Origin of the sequence: Psychrobacter okhotskensis (genome assembly GCF_965638355.1) — a bacterium.
GTDB lineage: Bacteria > Pseudomonadota > Gammaproteobacteria > Pseudomonadales > Moraxellaceae > Psychrobacter > Psychrobacter okhotskensis.
Genome location: NZ_OZ281822.1, coordinates 2,706,387 through 2,720,238 on the forward strand (window position 1 = coordinate 2,706,387; position 13,852 = coordinate 2,720,238).

12 protein-coding genes are annotated in these 13,852 nt (G+C 42.8%); 4 read left to right on the forward strand and 8 right to left on the reverse strand.

Features of this window, described 5'->3' with window-relative positions; translation table 11 throughout:
- Positions 1 to 30 precede the first annotated feature (30 nt).
- Positions 31 to 960 carry a DUF2628 domain-containing protein gene (locus tag ACSUPM_RS11205; RefSeq protein ID WP_025652433.1) on the reverse strand — a complete coding sequence of 310 codons (930 nt, stop codon included), beginning with the start codon at positions 958 to 960 and terminating at the stop codon, positions 31 to 33.
- A gap of 385 nt (positions 961 to 1,345) precedes the next feature.
- Between ACSUPM_RS11205 and trmB the strand changes: the two genes are divergently transcribed.
- The 3 genes from trmB (at position 1,346) to ACSUPM_RS11220 (ending at position 5,330) form a co-directional block, all read left to right on the forward strand.
- Positions 1,346 to 2,077, forward strand: a complete 732-nt coding sequence (gene trmB, locus ACSUPM_RS11210) for a tRNA (guanosine(46)-N7)-methyltransferase TrmB (protein WP_407074181.1) — start codon at positions 1,346 to 1,348, stop codon at positions 2,075 to 2,077.
- A gap of 1,030 nt (positions 2,078 to 3,107) precedes the next feature.
- Positions 3,108 to 4,166 (forward strand): recombinase RecA, encoded by a 1,059-nt coding sequence (gene recA / locus ACSUPM_RS11215; protein WP_025652431.1) that lies wholly within the window; start codon positions 3,108 to 3,110, stop codon positions 4,164 to 4,166.
- A gap of 57 nt (positions 4,167 to 4,223) precedes the next feature.
- Positions 4,224 to 5,330 carry a regulatory protein RecX gene (locus ACSUPM_RS11220; RefSeq protein ID WP_201565452.1) on the forward strand — a complete coding sequence of 369 codons (1,107 nt, stop codon included), beginning with the start codon at positions 4,224 to 4,226 and terminating at the stop codon, positions 5,328 to 5,330.
- A 22-nt stretch (positions 5,331 to 5,352) separates the two neighbouring features.
- Here ACSUPM_RS11220 and ACSUPM_RS11225 read toward each other — a convergent pair whose 3' ends face one another.
- The 7 genes from ACSUPM_RS11225 to ACSUPM_RS11255 form a co-directional block, all read right to left on the reverse strand.
- Positions 5,353 to 6,810 carry an anion permease gene (locus tag ACSUPM_RS11225; protein WP_201565453.1) on the reverse strand — a complete coding sequence of 486 codons (1,458 nt, stop codon included), beginning with the start codon at positions 6,808 to 6,810 and terminating at the stop codon, positions 5,353 to 5,355.
- Positions 6,811 to 7,313: 503 nt separating this feature from the next.
- Positions 7,314 to 8,027 (reverse strand): YidB family protein, encoded by a 714-nt coding sequence (locus tag ACSUPM_RS11230; RefSeq protein WP_025652428.1) that lies wholly within the window; start codon positions 8,025 to 8,027, stop codon positions 7,314 to 7,316.
- 205 nt (positions 8,028 to 8,232) lie between these two features.
- Positions 8,233 to 8,691: a hypothetical protein gene (locus tag ACSUPM_RS11235; protein ID WP_025652427.1), complete on the reverse strand. Its 459-nt coding sequence runs from the start codon at positions 8,689 to 8,691 to the stop codon at positions 8,233 to 8,235.
- 141 nt (positions 8,692 to 8,832) lie between these two features.
- Positions 8,833 to 9,114 carry a succinate dehydrogenase assembly factor 2 gene (locus tag ACSUPM_RS11240; protein WP_025652426.1) on the reverse strand — a complete coding sequence of 94 codons (282 nt, stop codon included), beginning with the start codon at positions 9,112 to 9,114 and terminating at the stop codon, positions 8,833 to 8,835.
- A gap of 135 nt (positions 9,115 to 9,249) precedes the next feature.
- Positions 9,250 to 10,146: a dihydropteroate synthase gene (gene folP, locus ACSUPM_RS11245; RefSeq protein ID WP_201565455.1), complete on the reverse strand. Its 897-nt coding sequence runs from the start codon at positions 10,144 to 10,146 to the stop codon at positions 9,250 to 9,252.
- Positions 10,147 to 10,312: 166 nt separating this feature from the next.
- On the reverse strand, positions 10,313 to 12,208 hold the full coding sequence (gene ftsH / locus ACSUPM_RS11250; protein WP_025652422.1) for an ATP-dependent zinc metalloprotease FtsH: 1,896 nt from the start codon (positions 12,206 to 12,208) through the stop codon (positions 10,313 to 10,315).
- Positions 12,209 to 12,554: 346 nt separating this feature from the next.
- Positions 12,555 to 13,187 (reverse strand): RlmE family RNA methyltransferase, encoded by a 633-nt coding sequence (locus tag ACSUPM_RS11255; protein ID WP_101212365.1) that lies wholly within the window; start codon positions 13,185 to 13,187, stop codon positions 12,555 to 12,557.
- 349 nt (positions 13,188 to 13,536) lie between these two features.
- Between ACSUPM_RS11255 and ACSUPM_RS11260 the strand changes: the two genes are divergently transcribed.
- Entirely contained in the window at positions 13,537 to 13,848 is a 312-nt protein-coding gene (locus ACSUPM_RS11260; RefSeq protein ID WP_025652420.1) for a YhbY family RNA-binding protein, read from the forward strand.
- Positions 13,849 to 13,852 lie beyond the last annotated feature (4 nt).

The window sequence follows — 13,852 nt, forward strand, 5'->3', positions numbered from 1 at the left end:
TCGCTACTAACCCCAAAGGATAATTGCCGTTTAATCCGGTGAGCAGTTTGGCGGCGCAAGTTTTTCATTTAGCGAGCTGGTACATTGCCAACTGTTGCTATCTTTCACATGATAAAAAGCGACTGTTTGCTCATTGAGATAACGCAGTGGGAATTTAACGTTATGAATCGTTCCTATGACGGCACAATCTGTTTTAGGAACGCCCGGCACTTGAGTATCAATACGCATCAGCACCTGCGGATCATCTATGTTAAATGGCAAATTAATGGGACACTGCCCGGTCTGTTGGTAAATGACCGCCACACGATTCTGCGTCGTCTTGGTGATGTCATAAGCATTAAACAATACCTCATTGGCTTTTGGCTTCGCAATAATAGGTAAAAACTGCACCTTAATCACCAATAAAGCAAAAGCAAAGAGCCCAAATCCCAAGCCCAAACCAAACAAACTGACCCCGCCCTCTCGGCGCAGATGTGCTTGCTGCGCCGCCTCGTCTCGCGGATAATCCTCAATCGCATCAGCGATTTCGCGCCGTGCCATCCGGTAGTAATAAGCGTCTGTCCAACGTGCCACCATAGACGCCCAAAACAGCCAAATAATCGCCGCAATACCCAGTCGCGTTGCCATTTGATATGCATCTGGAATATAAGACATCGCTACAAATTCAAAAGTGACCAGCACAATAGCAACATTAAGCTGAATAAAAGACCAGCCTGCTACGCTGTAAACAATTGCATCCATATAGCGCTTGCGATATAACAGCCAAGGAAAAGTAATAAAAAATGCGGCCCAGTGCCATTTTGGCGACAGATAACCTTGCTCATCAAACTCTGAGAAGCGCTTGAGATAATAGCGCTGGGTACGATGACTGATAAACCATTTATCCAACTGCTCACGCTTGGCAGCTGTCAGCTGTTCTTGGTAAAACGGTGGTGGCGAGTCCGTCTCAATAAATAACATGGTGACAAGCCTTACTTATTATTAAGCATAAATGTTAACGCGCGGATTTTTATATCTTTTTTTATTCAACGATTCTCATTAAGTGGTTATTTTTAAACCATTATTTTAAAACCACACTTGCTATATGATAACGCCAAAAGCCCTGCGTAGAAAACCCATATATATGAAACCTGTAGACACAAACAGTGTATAAATATATAAAAATTATGGCAGGCACGCTAAAATTGGATTGTGCGTTCACAGCGGTGACGATTTCACTTATAATGAGGCAACTTTACCCACCTAATTAAGCCTTGTTAATCCTATGAGTCAACATCCTGAACACAATGACATCAATAGTAGTCATGATACTACTGATGCGCAAAATCCCAATACTGCTGACACCATGAACACAGACATGCCAACGGACAAGCATATTCGTATTGTTAATACCTTTATGAAACGGCGTACGCACATGAATAAAAATGCCGAAATGGCTCTTACTGATCCAGAATTTGCGCATTATTTGGTCAATAACAGCTTCGGTGATGGCAATCTCGACGGCATCGAGGACTTGCGGGTGTTATTCGCGGATAGCCCTAATGGCAGTGCCGCTCCGCTTACTTTAGAGATTGGGTTTGGGCTGGGTGATTCATTCATCGAGATGGCCGCCGCCGAGCCGACGCGCAATTTCGTTGGCGTCGAAGTCCATGAGCCAGGTATCGGTAAATGCGCTTATATGGCAGGTACGCAAGAGCTAAACAATGTCAAAATCATTAACGGTGATGCCATTCAATTACTCAAGCAATTACCAGAAAACCATATCGACCGCATCCAGCTTTACTTTCCTGACCCATGGCAAAAGAAGCGCCATTATAAGCGCCGTTTTGTCAGTCCTGAGCGTATGGCGATTGTCACGCGCAGTTTAAAGCAAGGTGGCTGGTTCCATACGGCAACCGACTGGGAGCATTATGCCTTTTGGATGGTTGAGGTTTTAGATGGTTTTTCAGGGCTAACCAACCAAGCAGGCGCAGGCAACTTCACAGACCGCCCTGACTTTCGTCCAATGACCAAGTTTGAGCGCCGTGGTTTAGAGCGCGGACATGGTGTCTGGGACTTGATCTATATTAAAGAGTAAACGTTACCACGTTACCCTTAATGGTTTTTCGACAAAGCGGCTAAGATATCTAGCCGCTTTTTTGTACTATCGGTATCGCTTTTCCTCATTCTATCTAAATATATGTAGCGTTTAATTGGCTGAACCCTCTGTCTGAGGTGCTTTGAAGAATTTTATTTATCCAAATTAACAAAGCAGCAATATGTGAAACATAGCCATTTCGACGAAATTTACAGAAGAAGAAATAGTTGCATAATAGCAAAAATGTATAACTGAGTGATTTTCTGCTCCTACTTATTCATACAAACATTGATACTATAAGGGCTGCATGAGTTCTCCCCATAAGCTGTGGATAACCCTGTGTATAAGTCACCACTTGACAAGAATTTTCCTAGGTAGCTTAAAGGGTTAGGTAAAATCGTTCATTTTTTATACAATTTAAAAACCCTTAATATTCAATATCTTAGACATCATTTGAAATCATAATAATTTATTTTTAATATTTTTAAATATTATTCAATTATCAAAGATGTTTCACACACGACGAATAAACTTTGATTATTCGTTGTGGACAACTTATAAATCTATTGACAAACCACCCTGTTATCCGGTCTGAAATAACAGATAAATGCTAGCATGGTTTGTATAAAGTCATCGTTGTTTATCACGCGACAATTAGTGTCGTTTAGCGTTTCCTAACCCTAAAGCCAGTCCTTGGATTTTGTTATAATTGCCTTATCTAATCAATAGTAGTACAAAGCATATGCTTTAATTAATTCACTATTGATACGCCAAAGTCTCCTATAATCATAGATGATTATGAACTTTTTTTTACTTATCTCATTATTTAATTTTACTGTATAGTAGAGTGATATATTAGCTATTACTTACTAATTACCACCTATTACAACGTCGCTAGCCTATTTAAAGGCTGAATCTTTCTTATGATTTAGGTCATTCCTATTATTAGCCTCACTACCCTAGCGTTATATAGTAGCAAAGACATCTTATTTACCATTTCAAAATAATTATTGAATAAAAGGAATCCAGTATGGACGACAATAAAGCCAAAGCACTCAAAGCAGCCCTCGGTCAAATCGAAAAGCAGTTTGGCAAAAACACCATCATGCATCTAGGTGACGACTCAGCCATTATGGATGTTGATGTGGTATCAACAGGCTCACTAGGTCTAGACATTGCGCTCGGTATCGGCGGTCTGCCAAAAGGTCGTATCGTTGAAATTTATGGCCCAGAAAGCTCTGGTAAAACGACTATGACGCTGCAGGCGATTGCAGAATGTCAAAAGCAAGGCGGGACCTGTGCCTTTATCGATGCTGAGCATGCGCTTGACCCTGTCTATGCACGCAAGCTTGGGGTAAACACTGATGACTTATTGCTCTCGCAGCCTGACAATGGCGAGCAAGCACTTGAAATCACCGATATGTTGGTACGCTCAGGCGCAATCGATATGATCGTGATTGACTCAGTAGCTGCCTTGACGCCGCGTGCTGAGATTGAGGGCGAAATGGGTGACTCGCACATGGGCCTGCAAGCACGTCTGATGAGCCAAGCGCTACGTAAAATTACCGGTAATGCCAAACGCTCAAACTGTATGGTGGTCTTTATTAACCAAATCCGTATGAAAATTGGTGTCATGTTTGGTAGCCCTGAGACCACGACTGGTGGTAATGCGCTGAAATTCTACGCCTCAGTCCGTATGGATATTCGCCGTATCGGTGCGGTCAAAAATGGTGATGAAATCATCGGGAACCAAACCCGTGTCAAGGTCATCAAAAACAAAATGGCACCGCCCTTCCGCCAAGCAGAGTTTGAAATCACTTATGGTGAAGGTACCAATCATTTAGCCGAAGTGATTGACTTAGGCGTTGAGATTGGGGCGGTTGGTAAAGCAGGCTCTTGGTATAGCTATGGCGATGAAAAAATTGGTCAAGGTAAAGCCAACTCTGTACTGTTCTTAAAAGAAAATCCTGCGATTGCGAAAGAGATTGAAGATAAAATTCGTGATGAAAAACTTGGATCGAAAAAAGAAGCCAAAGCAGCGGATACTAATGAAGCCGATGTAGAACCCGCTTCTGAACCTGTTCAATAACGGCTCCATTATTCACCGTTATCAATGATCATGACTTGTTATGAAAATTAAATTGTTATGAAAATTAAAACTCTAGCTGAAATACTTGCTGAATCGGACACCGATTCAGCGAGTAGTGCTAATACTAACTCAAAAAATTCTGCCCAATCTTCTAAGACTTCTCGGCATTCATCTAAAGACAAGCCTAAACAGTCGGCTAAAACACATAAGCGCTCGACCTACTCTCGTAAAGCTACTTCGTTATCTGATGACTCCAGCTTTGAGATAGAATCAGTTGACGCACCCCCTTCTACTAGCAAAAACCCTACTAAATCCAAAAAGCGTAAAAAACGCTTTCACCCAGCGGCTAACTTTAGCCCTGAGCCTAGTGATGTGCCCGCTTATCAACCACCTGCAGCGCAAAGCATTAGAGAGATGCTAGCAGAGGTCAAACACAACGTTCATGGTGAGCAAAACGATAGCGCTGCTACTGGTGATGACAATAGATTTAATAAAGAATCAAATCACATAGCAGATGCAACCGCTACCACCACTTCTACGCATAGCGTAGTAGACAGCCATACAGATAACCTACCGGCGGCGCTTAAAGCCTACTTGCGTACCCCTGAACAACGTCAAGCGGATATTGATGCAATCAAAGCCGAAAGTCGCTTACGCTGGTTGGCGTTTTATTATTTATCGCGACGTGAGTATGGCAAGGCTGAGCTTAAGCAAAAGCTGCTCGATAAAGAGCAAGACCCAGAAAAAGTTGATGAGCTGCTTGAAGAGTTTGCAGAAAAAGGCTATCAAAGTGACTATCGCACTACCCTCATGCTGATTCGTGAAAATATCCGCAAAGGTCGTGGACGAGGACGTATCAAGCAGGAGTTTTATCGTAAAAAAATTGCCATGCCAGGTAATATTGATGAGCTAATCGATATGGCGAATGCAGAGTCAGAGGAGTTTAGCGAATTCGTAGATGACAGCGCTGACAATTTGGTCGATGGTGTCGATTGGCTCAAGCTCGCTGTTGCTGCTCGCACCAAAAAGTACGGCGACGACATTCCTACTGAGCAAAAAGATAAAGCGCGCCAACTACGGTTTTTGCAATATCGTGGCTTTAACACCGATATCTGCTTTGCGGCGCTCAACTATACGCTAGACACGTTAGATGAGCGCTTTTAGGATAGTGACTTATAACGATTGATTAATAATAGCCGAGCACCTTCCACCAAATCAGACCAGCACCTATCCAAATCACCAAATTGACCACACTCATTATCGCGCCAATACTCCACCATTCTCTTAACGTGACATAACCTGAGTTAAAGATAACAGGTGCGGTACCAGTCGCATAGTGGGTAAGCGTCATCATGATGTTCCCTGCTGCGGCCAAGATTAACGCATACAACATTGGCGGCGCACCTAACGTCAATCCTACTGCATAAAAAGCCGCAAATAGTGCGGTAATATGCGCGGTGGTACTAGCAAAGAAGTAATGGATATATAAATAAACCAAAGTCAAAATAGTCACGGCACCGATCCAACCTACCCCAGTTGTACCAATCAGAGACTCAATATTGCTTGAAAACCAGCCTATCAAACCAAGCTCATTAAGATATGCTGCCATCATAATGAGCGCACCGAACCAAATAATGGTATCCCAAGCAGATTTCTCTTTTAAAATATCATCCCAAGTCAGCACACCCGTTAATATTAAAGTCGTTAGACCTATAAAAGCCGTGGTGGTAGCGTCGACACTGTAATTTTCACCTAAAATTAGTGCCGGTATATTTGCCCACAACAGCAGCATTAGCGCAAACACCCCGAGCATGATTTTTTCTTGGCGACTTATTTTGCCCATTTCTGCCAAATTGTCCTTGGCAAAACCTTTTGCATCGGGCGTGACTTTAACATCAGGTGGATAAACCATATAAATAACTAAGGGCATGATTACCAAGCACAGTATCCCCGGTACAAACATCGCTACTGCCCACGTCGTCCATGACAGCTGAATGTCACCGCCAGTCGCCTTATTAACTAGGTCTACGACTAAAGGGTTGGGCGCAGTAGCTGTAATAAACATACCAGAAGTGATAGGGTTGGCATGATAGTTAACCATTGCCAAGTAGCGACCAATTTTATTTTGCGTACCCTCTTCTGGAGTGGAATGAAAGCTCTGAGCAATGGACTTCATAATAGGGTGGATAATACCGCCGCCACGCGCCGTATTAGAGGGCGTAATGGGCGCTATCATCAATTCAGCCGCAGTCAAAGAATAAGCCACGCCGATCGTTTTTTTACCAAAAATAGAGATGAAATAATAGGCGATACGTCGACCTAGACCTGTTTTTATTAAGCCACGAGATATCATTACCGCGATACCAATCAGCCAAATTAGCGGGCTTGAGTAGCTTGATAAGGCATCGCTAATGGCCTGTTTTGGACTATCACTTGTCACACCCGTCAGTGCCACTAGAGTGACCGCAATAATAGCAATCGCTCCGATGGGCAATACCTTGCCTATAATAGCGACAATAGTGGCAATAAATAATGCCAACATGTGCCATGCTTCAGGCGTGACGCCAGTCGGAATTGGAATGACAAACCAAATAATAAAACCTACTAAAATAGCAATCGCCGCTTGGACAGGCTTAAATGGCATGAGTAGTTTTCCTTATTGAGTGATTGATTTTATAAAGTGCTTACATCATTACATCGTCATATCTTATAGCCAAATCCATATAAATCCGCTATATCGTCATACTCGCTGACCATACTCATGTATAGCTTGCACTCAGTTTCCTTGTATGGAAATTATTTAAATTCAACTATAGTCAAAGCATCCTAAAAACGCGACGGTATTGCTAATATATCGATATTAATTTTCACTCACTATATATGGAACAGCCACAATATGGTGGCTGTCATAAAACGAGATTGGATGGCTCGTTTAATTCTATTATAAATTTTATATTACTCTCGTGCTATTGTTTACCTTTTTTAATATATCTATTTAAATTTTAGAAAGATTAATGAACAGATATTTACACTGTCGTTTAAACTGACTTTATTATATTGATAAAAAAAAGAGCCTGCCGTTAGACACACTCTTTTTTTATTAAACTTGATCGATACTGGTTTGTTTAAAAAATTATTTTAACATGGTTATTTTAACGTATTGAGTCGACTCGATAGCTGCCCAATGATCTGATCAATTTCTTGATTGGCTTCAGCTTCATTGTCTAGATTACCATTCGGAGTCAATTGATTCATCACTTCTGGGAGCAATTCGGCAAGCCCTTGACGCACTTCAGTCTCATTAGCCCCTGTCTTCGCGGCCACTTGTTGAATCTCGTTTTCATCAAATAATTGGTTAATCTCGTTGGGGTCTAAATTGTCGTTATCTTCATTATTACTCATCCAAGAGCGCACTTGATTGTCGTGACCCATACCTGTGATTTTTGATAGAGCAGCGCTTAAGCCGCCATTACGTTGAATCCAGCTCAATACCATGGGCATGAGGGCAGCAACCAGCATGCCTTTACCACCGCCAAAGCCGCTTCTATTACTCTTACCACCCAATACGCTGCCTAGGATATCACCCAAGCCGCCAGCACCAGAGCTCATACCACCGCGCTGATTGCCACCGGTGAGACTGCCCATAATATCGTCCAGACCAAATCCATTATCCGCCTGACGATTATACTGCTGTGGATTATAACCACCAGATTGACCACCGCCCAATACGCTACCTAAAATATCACCCAGACCACCCGTACGACGTGATGTCGACCCTTGGTTCACAGGATTACGCTGTGCATCATCTGGCGCCATGGCACTACGCGCTACTTGACTCACTAAATTCCCTAATAAGCTCATAACCTCATCCTTTTTTGTCGTTTTGTTTATTATCTTCAGCCGCTATGTTATTTGACTATAACCAGCAGATAACGTAAACGCTGAATATATTTTAATATAGCAAATCTATCTTACCATCGAGATAGGTGTTTTGTTATTGACCATATTGGCTTATGAAGGCTCATCTAAACCTAATATAACTCTATATAAACCACACCACGCTGTATCAATTAGTCGTTACAGCGCTCACATTTGCTAAAACATTTAATTCGCGCCATTGCTCAAGGCTCACTTGATCGCGAAATACGGTCAATGACATGGAACGCTGATAAGGCTCTTTAATCATAAAATCAAAGCTCATTGCCCAATGATAATGATGGACAGCAAGCAGTTGTGCTTGCCATAGCCCATCGCCTTGGCTCGTCCGTATCCTAAGTTGCCAATGTTGATCGATACGCTTATCAATTGGCGGCTGTGTGAGATGCAACAAAATTGGCCGTGACAGTGCCAGATAGCTGACGACGGCTGCCGTTACTATCAATATGAGTACATACTGCCATAACGCCAACGCAGCCAGCCATGCCAAACCAAGCATGACTAACGCCAAACCAAGATATAGTAAAGTACGCAAATAGCTGGCGGGCTTGATAGCAGTATCAATCCTTAGGGAGGTAATCATCGTCATATATGCAAATCCGCCATATGGGGAAAGCCGTTATAACTATCAGACTTTATCAGCTATCAATATAGACTTAACGACGCAAAAGAAACCTAAAAATATGAATGATTTTAAAAATGTTAAATTATCAAATTATTAATGTCAATGCTATGACACGTCTTTAGCATGACGCCATGTCTTAATTTTATTTACTAGTGCCCATATGCGGTCATCTTCTGGACGGTTTTGATTGGTAAAATAATCGAGTAAATCAGGATCTTCGTGAGTCAGCATTTGGGCAAAGGTCTCTTGTTCAGTAGGTTCTGCGGTTAAGTAAATCTCTTTGACATAAAGGTCAATGTAGAAGTCTAACTCTTTTAAGCCGCGACGCGCTTGATAAATGATACGGCGCTGTTCATTGGTTGGCTCAGGCTGGGTCGTAGTGGTCATAGAAATGCTCTCATTATTTTAATAGGTATTCAGATTAATATTAAGTGTTAATCATTGGCGCTAACTATCAAATATGCATATAGTGCAATAGCAGTGATTAGAGCTATTCTAGCATTGATTTTTTAGTGTTGATTGTTAGTGTTGATTGTAGGCAGATAACTGCTGCCATAACGCCACAGCTTGCTGCATCATCGCGACATTATGAGTACGGATAATACTAGCGCCTTGTTGCAAGGCAAAGATACCCGCAGCAACTCCGACTGTATCACGTTCTATTGCCTCAGTTGTAGCCACTGCTTCGATACCGCTTTTAGTTAATACTTCTGCTAAAAAACGCTTGCGAGAAATACCAAACATCATAGGGAAACCAAGACTTTGTAATTCTCCTAGCTGCGACAATAACGCGCAATGATGCTCGTAGTTTTTGGCAAAACCAAAGCCTGGGTCAATAATGATTTTCTCACGCTTGACACCAATACTGCTTACCTTATCGATACGAGCCATTAGTTCCACACTAACGTCAGCGATCACATCACTATAATGGGCCAGATTATTCATCGTCGTTGGCTCACCGCGCATGTGCATCAACATAACTGGTATATCAAGCTCAGCCGCTAGCGCTGCAGCACCCTCGCATTTGAGCGCTCGTACATCATTCCAAATATCAGCACCCGCCTCAACAGCTGCCCGCATAACGGTAGGATTACTGGTATCGATAGACAACCAAACTACATCGCCAAGTTGCTGTCTAATCGCTTTGACGACCGGTACAACACGCTGCAATTCCTCACTAGTCGCGACAATAGCAGCATTTGGCCGCGTAGATTCGCCGCCAATATCAATAATGGTCGCACCCGCCGCTATCATCTCTTTAGCATGAGCAAGCGCGCTATCAATAGCGTTAAATTGTCCACCGTCCGAAAATGAATCAGGTGTAACGTTAAGAATACCCATGATCTGAGGTCGCGATAGATCCAACATTTTTTCGCGACTAGAGACCGTATAAATAGGTAAAGGCTGAAATAATGACATAACCAATCCGTTGCAAATTAAGTTGATAAACACTGGGTCAGCACTTTATTTTTATCTCATGATATCAGTAAATCTGCTGCTGTTCTAAATGCTTCGTAAAATGATGACAATAAAAAAGCCCTCTATTAAAAAGGGCTTCTTATATTGGCTACTAATGCGCGATAAACTACATCGCTGGTAATGGTGGCGGTGTTGAACCCGTCGTTTTCACATTATCTTTAGCCAAATTAACTTCATTGTGCTGATATACTCTAGGCGGACGTGGATCTTCACCGGCTAAGATATCTTGCAGTTGATCACGGTCAATGGTCTCCCATTTCATCAAGGCATCAACCATCGCATGCATTTTTTCTTGATTACCTTCAATCAATTCGCGCGCGATATCGTATTGCTCTTCTAACATGCGGCGAACTTCGTCGTCAACTTTTTGCTGCGTTGCTTCAGAAATCGTACGACCACCGCCACCAAAGTAACCTTGTGAGTTGTCATCATCTTCATAGACCATGATACCTAAGGCATCAGACATGCCGTATTTGGTTACCATCGCCCGTGCCATTTTGGTTGCCCGTTCAAAGTCATTTGAGGCACCCGTCGACATTTGATTGATAAAGACTTCTTCAGCGATACGACCACCAAATAAAATCGCAATATCACTGAGCATTTTTGATTTATACATGCTGGTTTGATCATGCTCAGGCAGCTGCCAAGTGACACCCAAAGCAAAACCACGCGGCATAATCGTCACTTTATGCACCGGATCGGTACCCGGTAGTAGCTCAGCCACTAGCGCATGACCTGCTTCATGATAAGCAGTGGCGCGGCGCTCTTCTTCACGGATGACCATTGATTTGCGTTCAGGACCCATGTAAAGCTTATCTTTCGCATCTTCAAAGTCATTCATGTCAACGCTACGCTTGTTACGACGCGCAGCAAACAGAGCGGCTTCGTTCACAAGGTTGGCCAATTGCGCGCCACTAAAACCGGGCGTACCACGTGCCAAAGAGTTGGCATCAACACTAACGGTATTCGGCAGTTTTCTTAAATGTACTTTTAATATTTGTTCACGGCCTTTGATATCTGGCAAGCCGACTTGTACCTGACGGTCAAAACGACCCGGACGTAATAATGCCTTGTCAAGTACGTCAGCACGGTTGGTAGCAGCAATGACGATAACGCCTTCATTGCCCTCAAAACCATCCATTTCGACCAACAGTTGGTTCAGCGTTTGCTCGCGCTCATCGTTACCGCCGCCCATACCAGAGCCACGATGACGACCAACTGCATCGATCTCATCGATAAAGATGATACAAGGCGCGCTTTTCTTCGCTTGCTCAAACATATCACGCACACGCGAGGCACCGACACCAACGAACATCTCAACAAAATCAGAACCTGAAATTGAAAAGAACGGTACTTTGGCTTCACCAGCAATTGCTCTTGCTAGCAACGTCTTACCAGTACCTGGAGGACCTACCATCAAGATACCACGGGGGATCGTCGCCCCAAGCTTGGTAAATTTATCTGGATCACGCAAGAATTCGACCACTTCGACCACTTCTTCTTTGGCTTCTTCACAACCTGCCACATCTTCGAAGTTGACCTTGATTTGGTCTTCAGTCAGCATCTTGGCTTTTGACTTGCCAAAGCTCATTGGGCCGCCACCTTTACCGCCTGCACCGCCCTGCATATTACGCATAAAGAATAAGAACAGACCAATAATCAGTAGGATTGGGAAACTGGCTATCAGCAACTGCATCAGCACACTTTGACGTTTCGGTGCTGTGCCCTGAACCTCAACTTGGTTCTCGCGCAGTAATGGCATTAGTTGCTCATCAGCCACAGCTGGTCGAATGGTCTCAAATGATGAGCCATTTTTCTTTTCGCCGGTGATCTGTTCGCCATCAATTTCAACACTGGCTACCTGACTTTCTGACACAGCGGTCACAAACTCAGAGTAGTTAAGGCTATCTGGCTCAGACGATTGGTCAAAGCCGCTAAACACCAGCACCAAAACGCCGATTACCACCAGCCACAATAAGGTATTTTTTACCATGTCGCTCACTAGTTATTCCCATCCCTTACTTATTGGTGTGTCAACTTGACACGTGACGTCTATAAACGCATTGCTCATTAGTTCAATAACTGCCAAATACGAAACTTATCCTCATCAATGACATATAAATCTATCGTAAATGAGCCAGTAAAGCGCTTATTCTCAGACGACTTTGCTTAAAACATATGCTAGAAACAAAGTTAATATACCATGATATGTGGTGTTATCCTGCATAATTCAAGCAGGTTTTCCTTTTATTCAGTTAACGATTGTAGCGTGTTAAATCTTACATGAAGCTAGCTATATTGTGATGACTTATTCCAAATACAACGAAAGCAACTCATTGAAAGTAAAACTATTTAATGGCAATCCAAAACATCTCTTTCGAGCGTGGTCGTGAAGCGCCAGGCTTGATACTACGAATCTTACTAAAATCAAGCTGCATCTGCTTGCGTAATTCTTGTGTACCCTCGCCTTGAAACACTTTCATAATAAGCGCGCCACCTTCTGGTAAGGTTGCAAGTGCAAAGTCCACCGCCAGCTCGCACAAGTACATCATACGCGGCTGATCAATGGCACTATTACCAGCGGTATTGGGTGCCATATCGGAGAGCACCACATCGACCTGCCTGTCACCGACTTCTGCCATAATGCTGTCGAACACCTCAGCTTCACGGAAATCACCTTGGATAAAGGTAACATCAGGCAAAGTATCCATCGCTAAAATATCAGAGGCAATCAAGATACCTTGTTCCCCTACCAATTGGCCAGCAACTTGTGACCAACTGCCCGGCGCACTACCCAAATCAACGACCGTCATGCCTTTTTTGATAAGGTTGGTCTTTTCATTTATTTCTAATAACTTATAAGCAGCACGAGCACGATAGCCATCTTTTTGCGCTTTTTGGACATAATGGTCGTCAATATGCTCTTTCATCCAAGCACTGCTGCTTTTCGACAGTTTTTTGTTCTCAATACGCGTGGCCAAGATACCTGCTCCTATTACTTTTACTTTGCAAAGCTGCAATAAGCATCCAATCAACAGCCATTACTCTTATAAAACATACTTAATATCAAGCCAATCAGGTTTAATACTCTGTTGATTGAGCGATTCATACATTTTTAGTCGTAAACTGCCTTAATTCTATTGGTTTAAACACTGCTTTATCAGACAGTAGCGTTTATAATGTGTTTATACATTCAGTTTAACATTTTCATCACGTAAAATCGTGCAAAATCCTGCTGATCTCATGCAAAATGGGCACAGATTATCTATAATGATCATTAACTGTTTTTGATAGTACATTCTTTTATTTTTACCAACACCTAGGAATTCTATGGAACTCGATAACGCTACAATTAAACGTCTAAAGGGCATCGGTCATGAGCTCAAGCCTATTGTCATGATTGGCAATAAAGGCATTACACCGACCATCACTGAAGAGATTGATCGTGCCTTATCGGATCATGAGCTGATTAAGGTAAAATTACCTGCAGGCACAAAAGAAGAACGCGATGTCATCGGTGCTGAATTGGCAGCAGCAGCCAATGCCTCTTTGGTTCATTCTATTGGGCGTATGGCACTATTACTACGCAAAAACCCAAATGCCAACCCTAAGCTATCAAACCTTGCCCGTCATGCGCAGTAGTATG

Excerpts from the sequence above, each read along its gene's own strand:
- ACSUPM_RS11240 (WP_025652426.1), bottom strand. The coding sequence starts at position 9,114 with ATGACCACTACGACCCAGCCTGAGCCAACCAATGAACAGCGCCGTATC.
- ACSUPM_RS11235 (WP_025652427.1), bottom strand. The coding sequence starts at position 8,691 with ATGACGATGATTACCTCCCTAAGGATTGATACTGCTATCAAGCCCGCC.
- ACSUPM_RS11205 (WP_025652433.1), bottom strand. The coding sequence starts at position 960 with ATGTTATTTATTGAGACGGACTCGCCACCACCGTTTTACCAAGAACAG.
- folP (WP_201565455.1), bottom strand. The coding sequence starts at position 10,146 with ATGTCATTATTTCAGCCTTTACCTATTTATACGGTCTCTAGTCGCGAA.
- ACSUPM_RS11225 (WP_201565453.1), bottom strand. The coding sequence starts at position 6,810 with ATGCCATTTAAGCCTGTCCAAGCGGCGATTGCTATTTTAGTAGGTTTT.
- ACSUPM_RS11260 (WP_025652420.1), top strand. The coding sequence starts at position 13,537 with ATGGAACTCGATAACGCTACAATTAAACGTCTAAAGGGCATCGGTCAT.
- recA (WP_025652431.1), top strand. The coding sequence starts at position 3,108 with ATGGACGACAATAAAGCCAAAGCACTCAAAGCAGCCCTCGGTCAAATC.
- ACSUPM_RS11220 (WP_201565452.1), top strand. The coding sequence starts at position 4,224 with ATGAAAATTAAAACTCTAGCTGAAATACTTGCTGAATCGGACACCGAT.
- trmB (WP_407074181.1), top strand. The coding sequence starts at position 1,346 with ATGAACACAGACATGCCAACGGACAAGCATATTCGTATTGTTAATACC.
- ACSUPM_RS11230 (WP_025652428.1), bottom strand. The coding sequence starts at position 8,027 with ATGAGCTTATTAGGGAATTTAGTGAGTCAAGTAGCGCGTAGTGCCATG.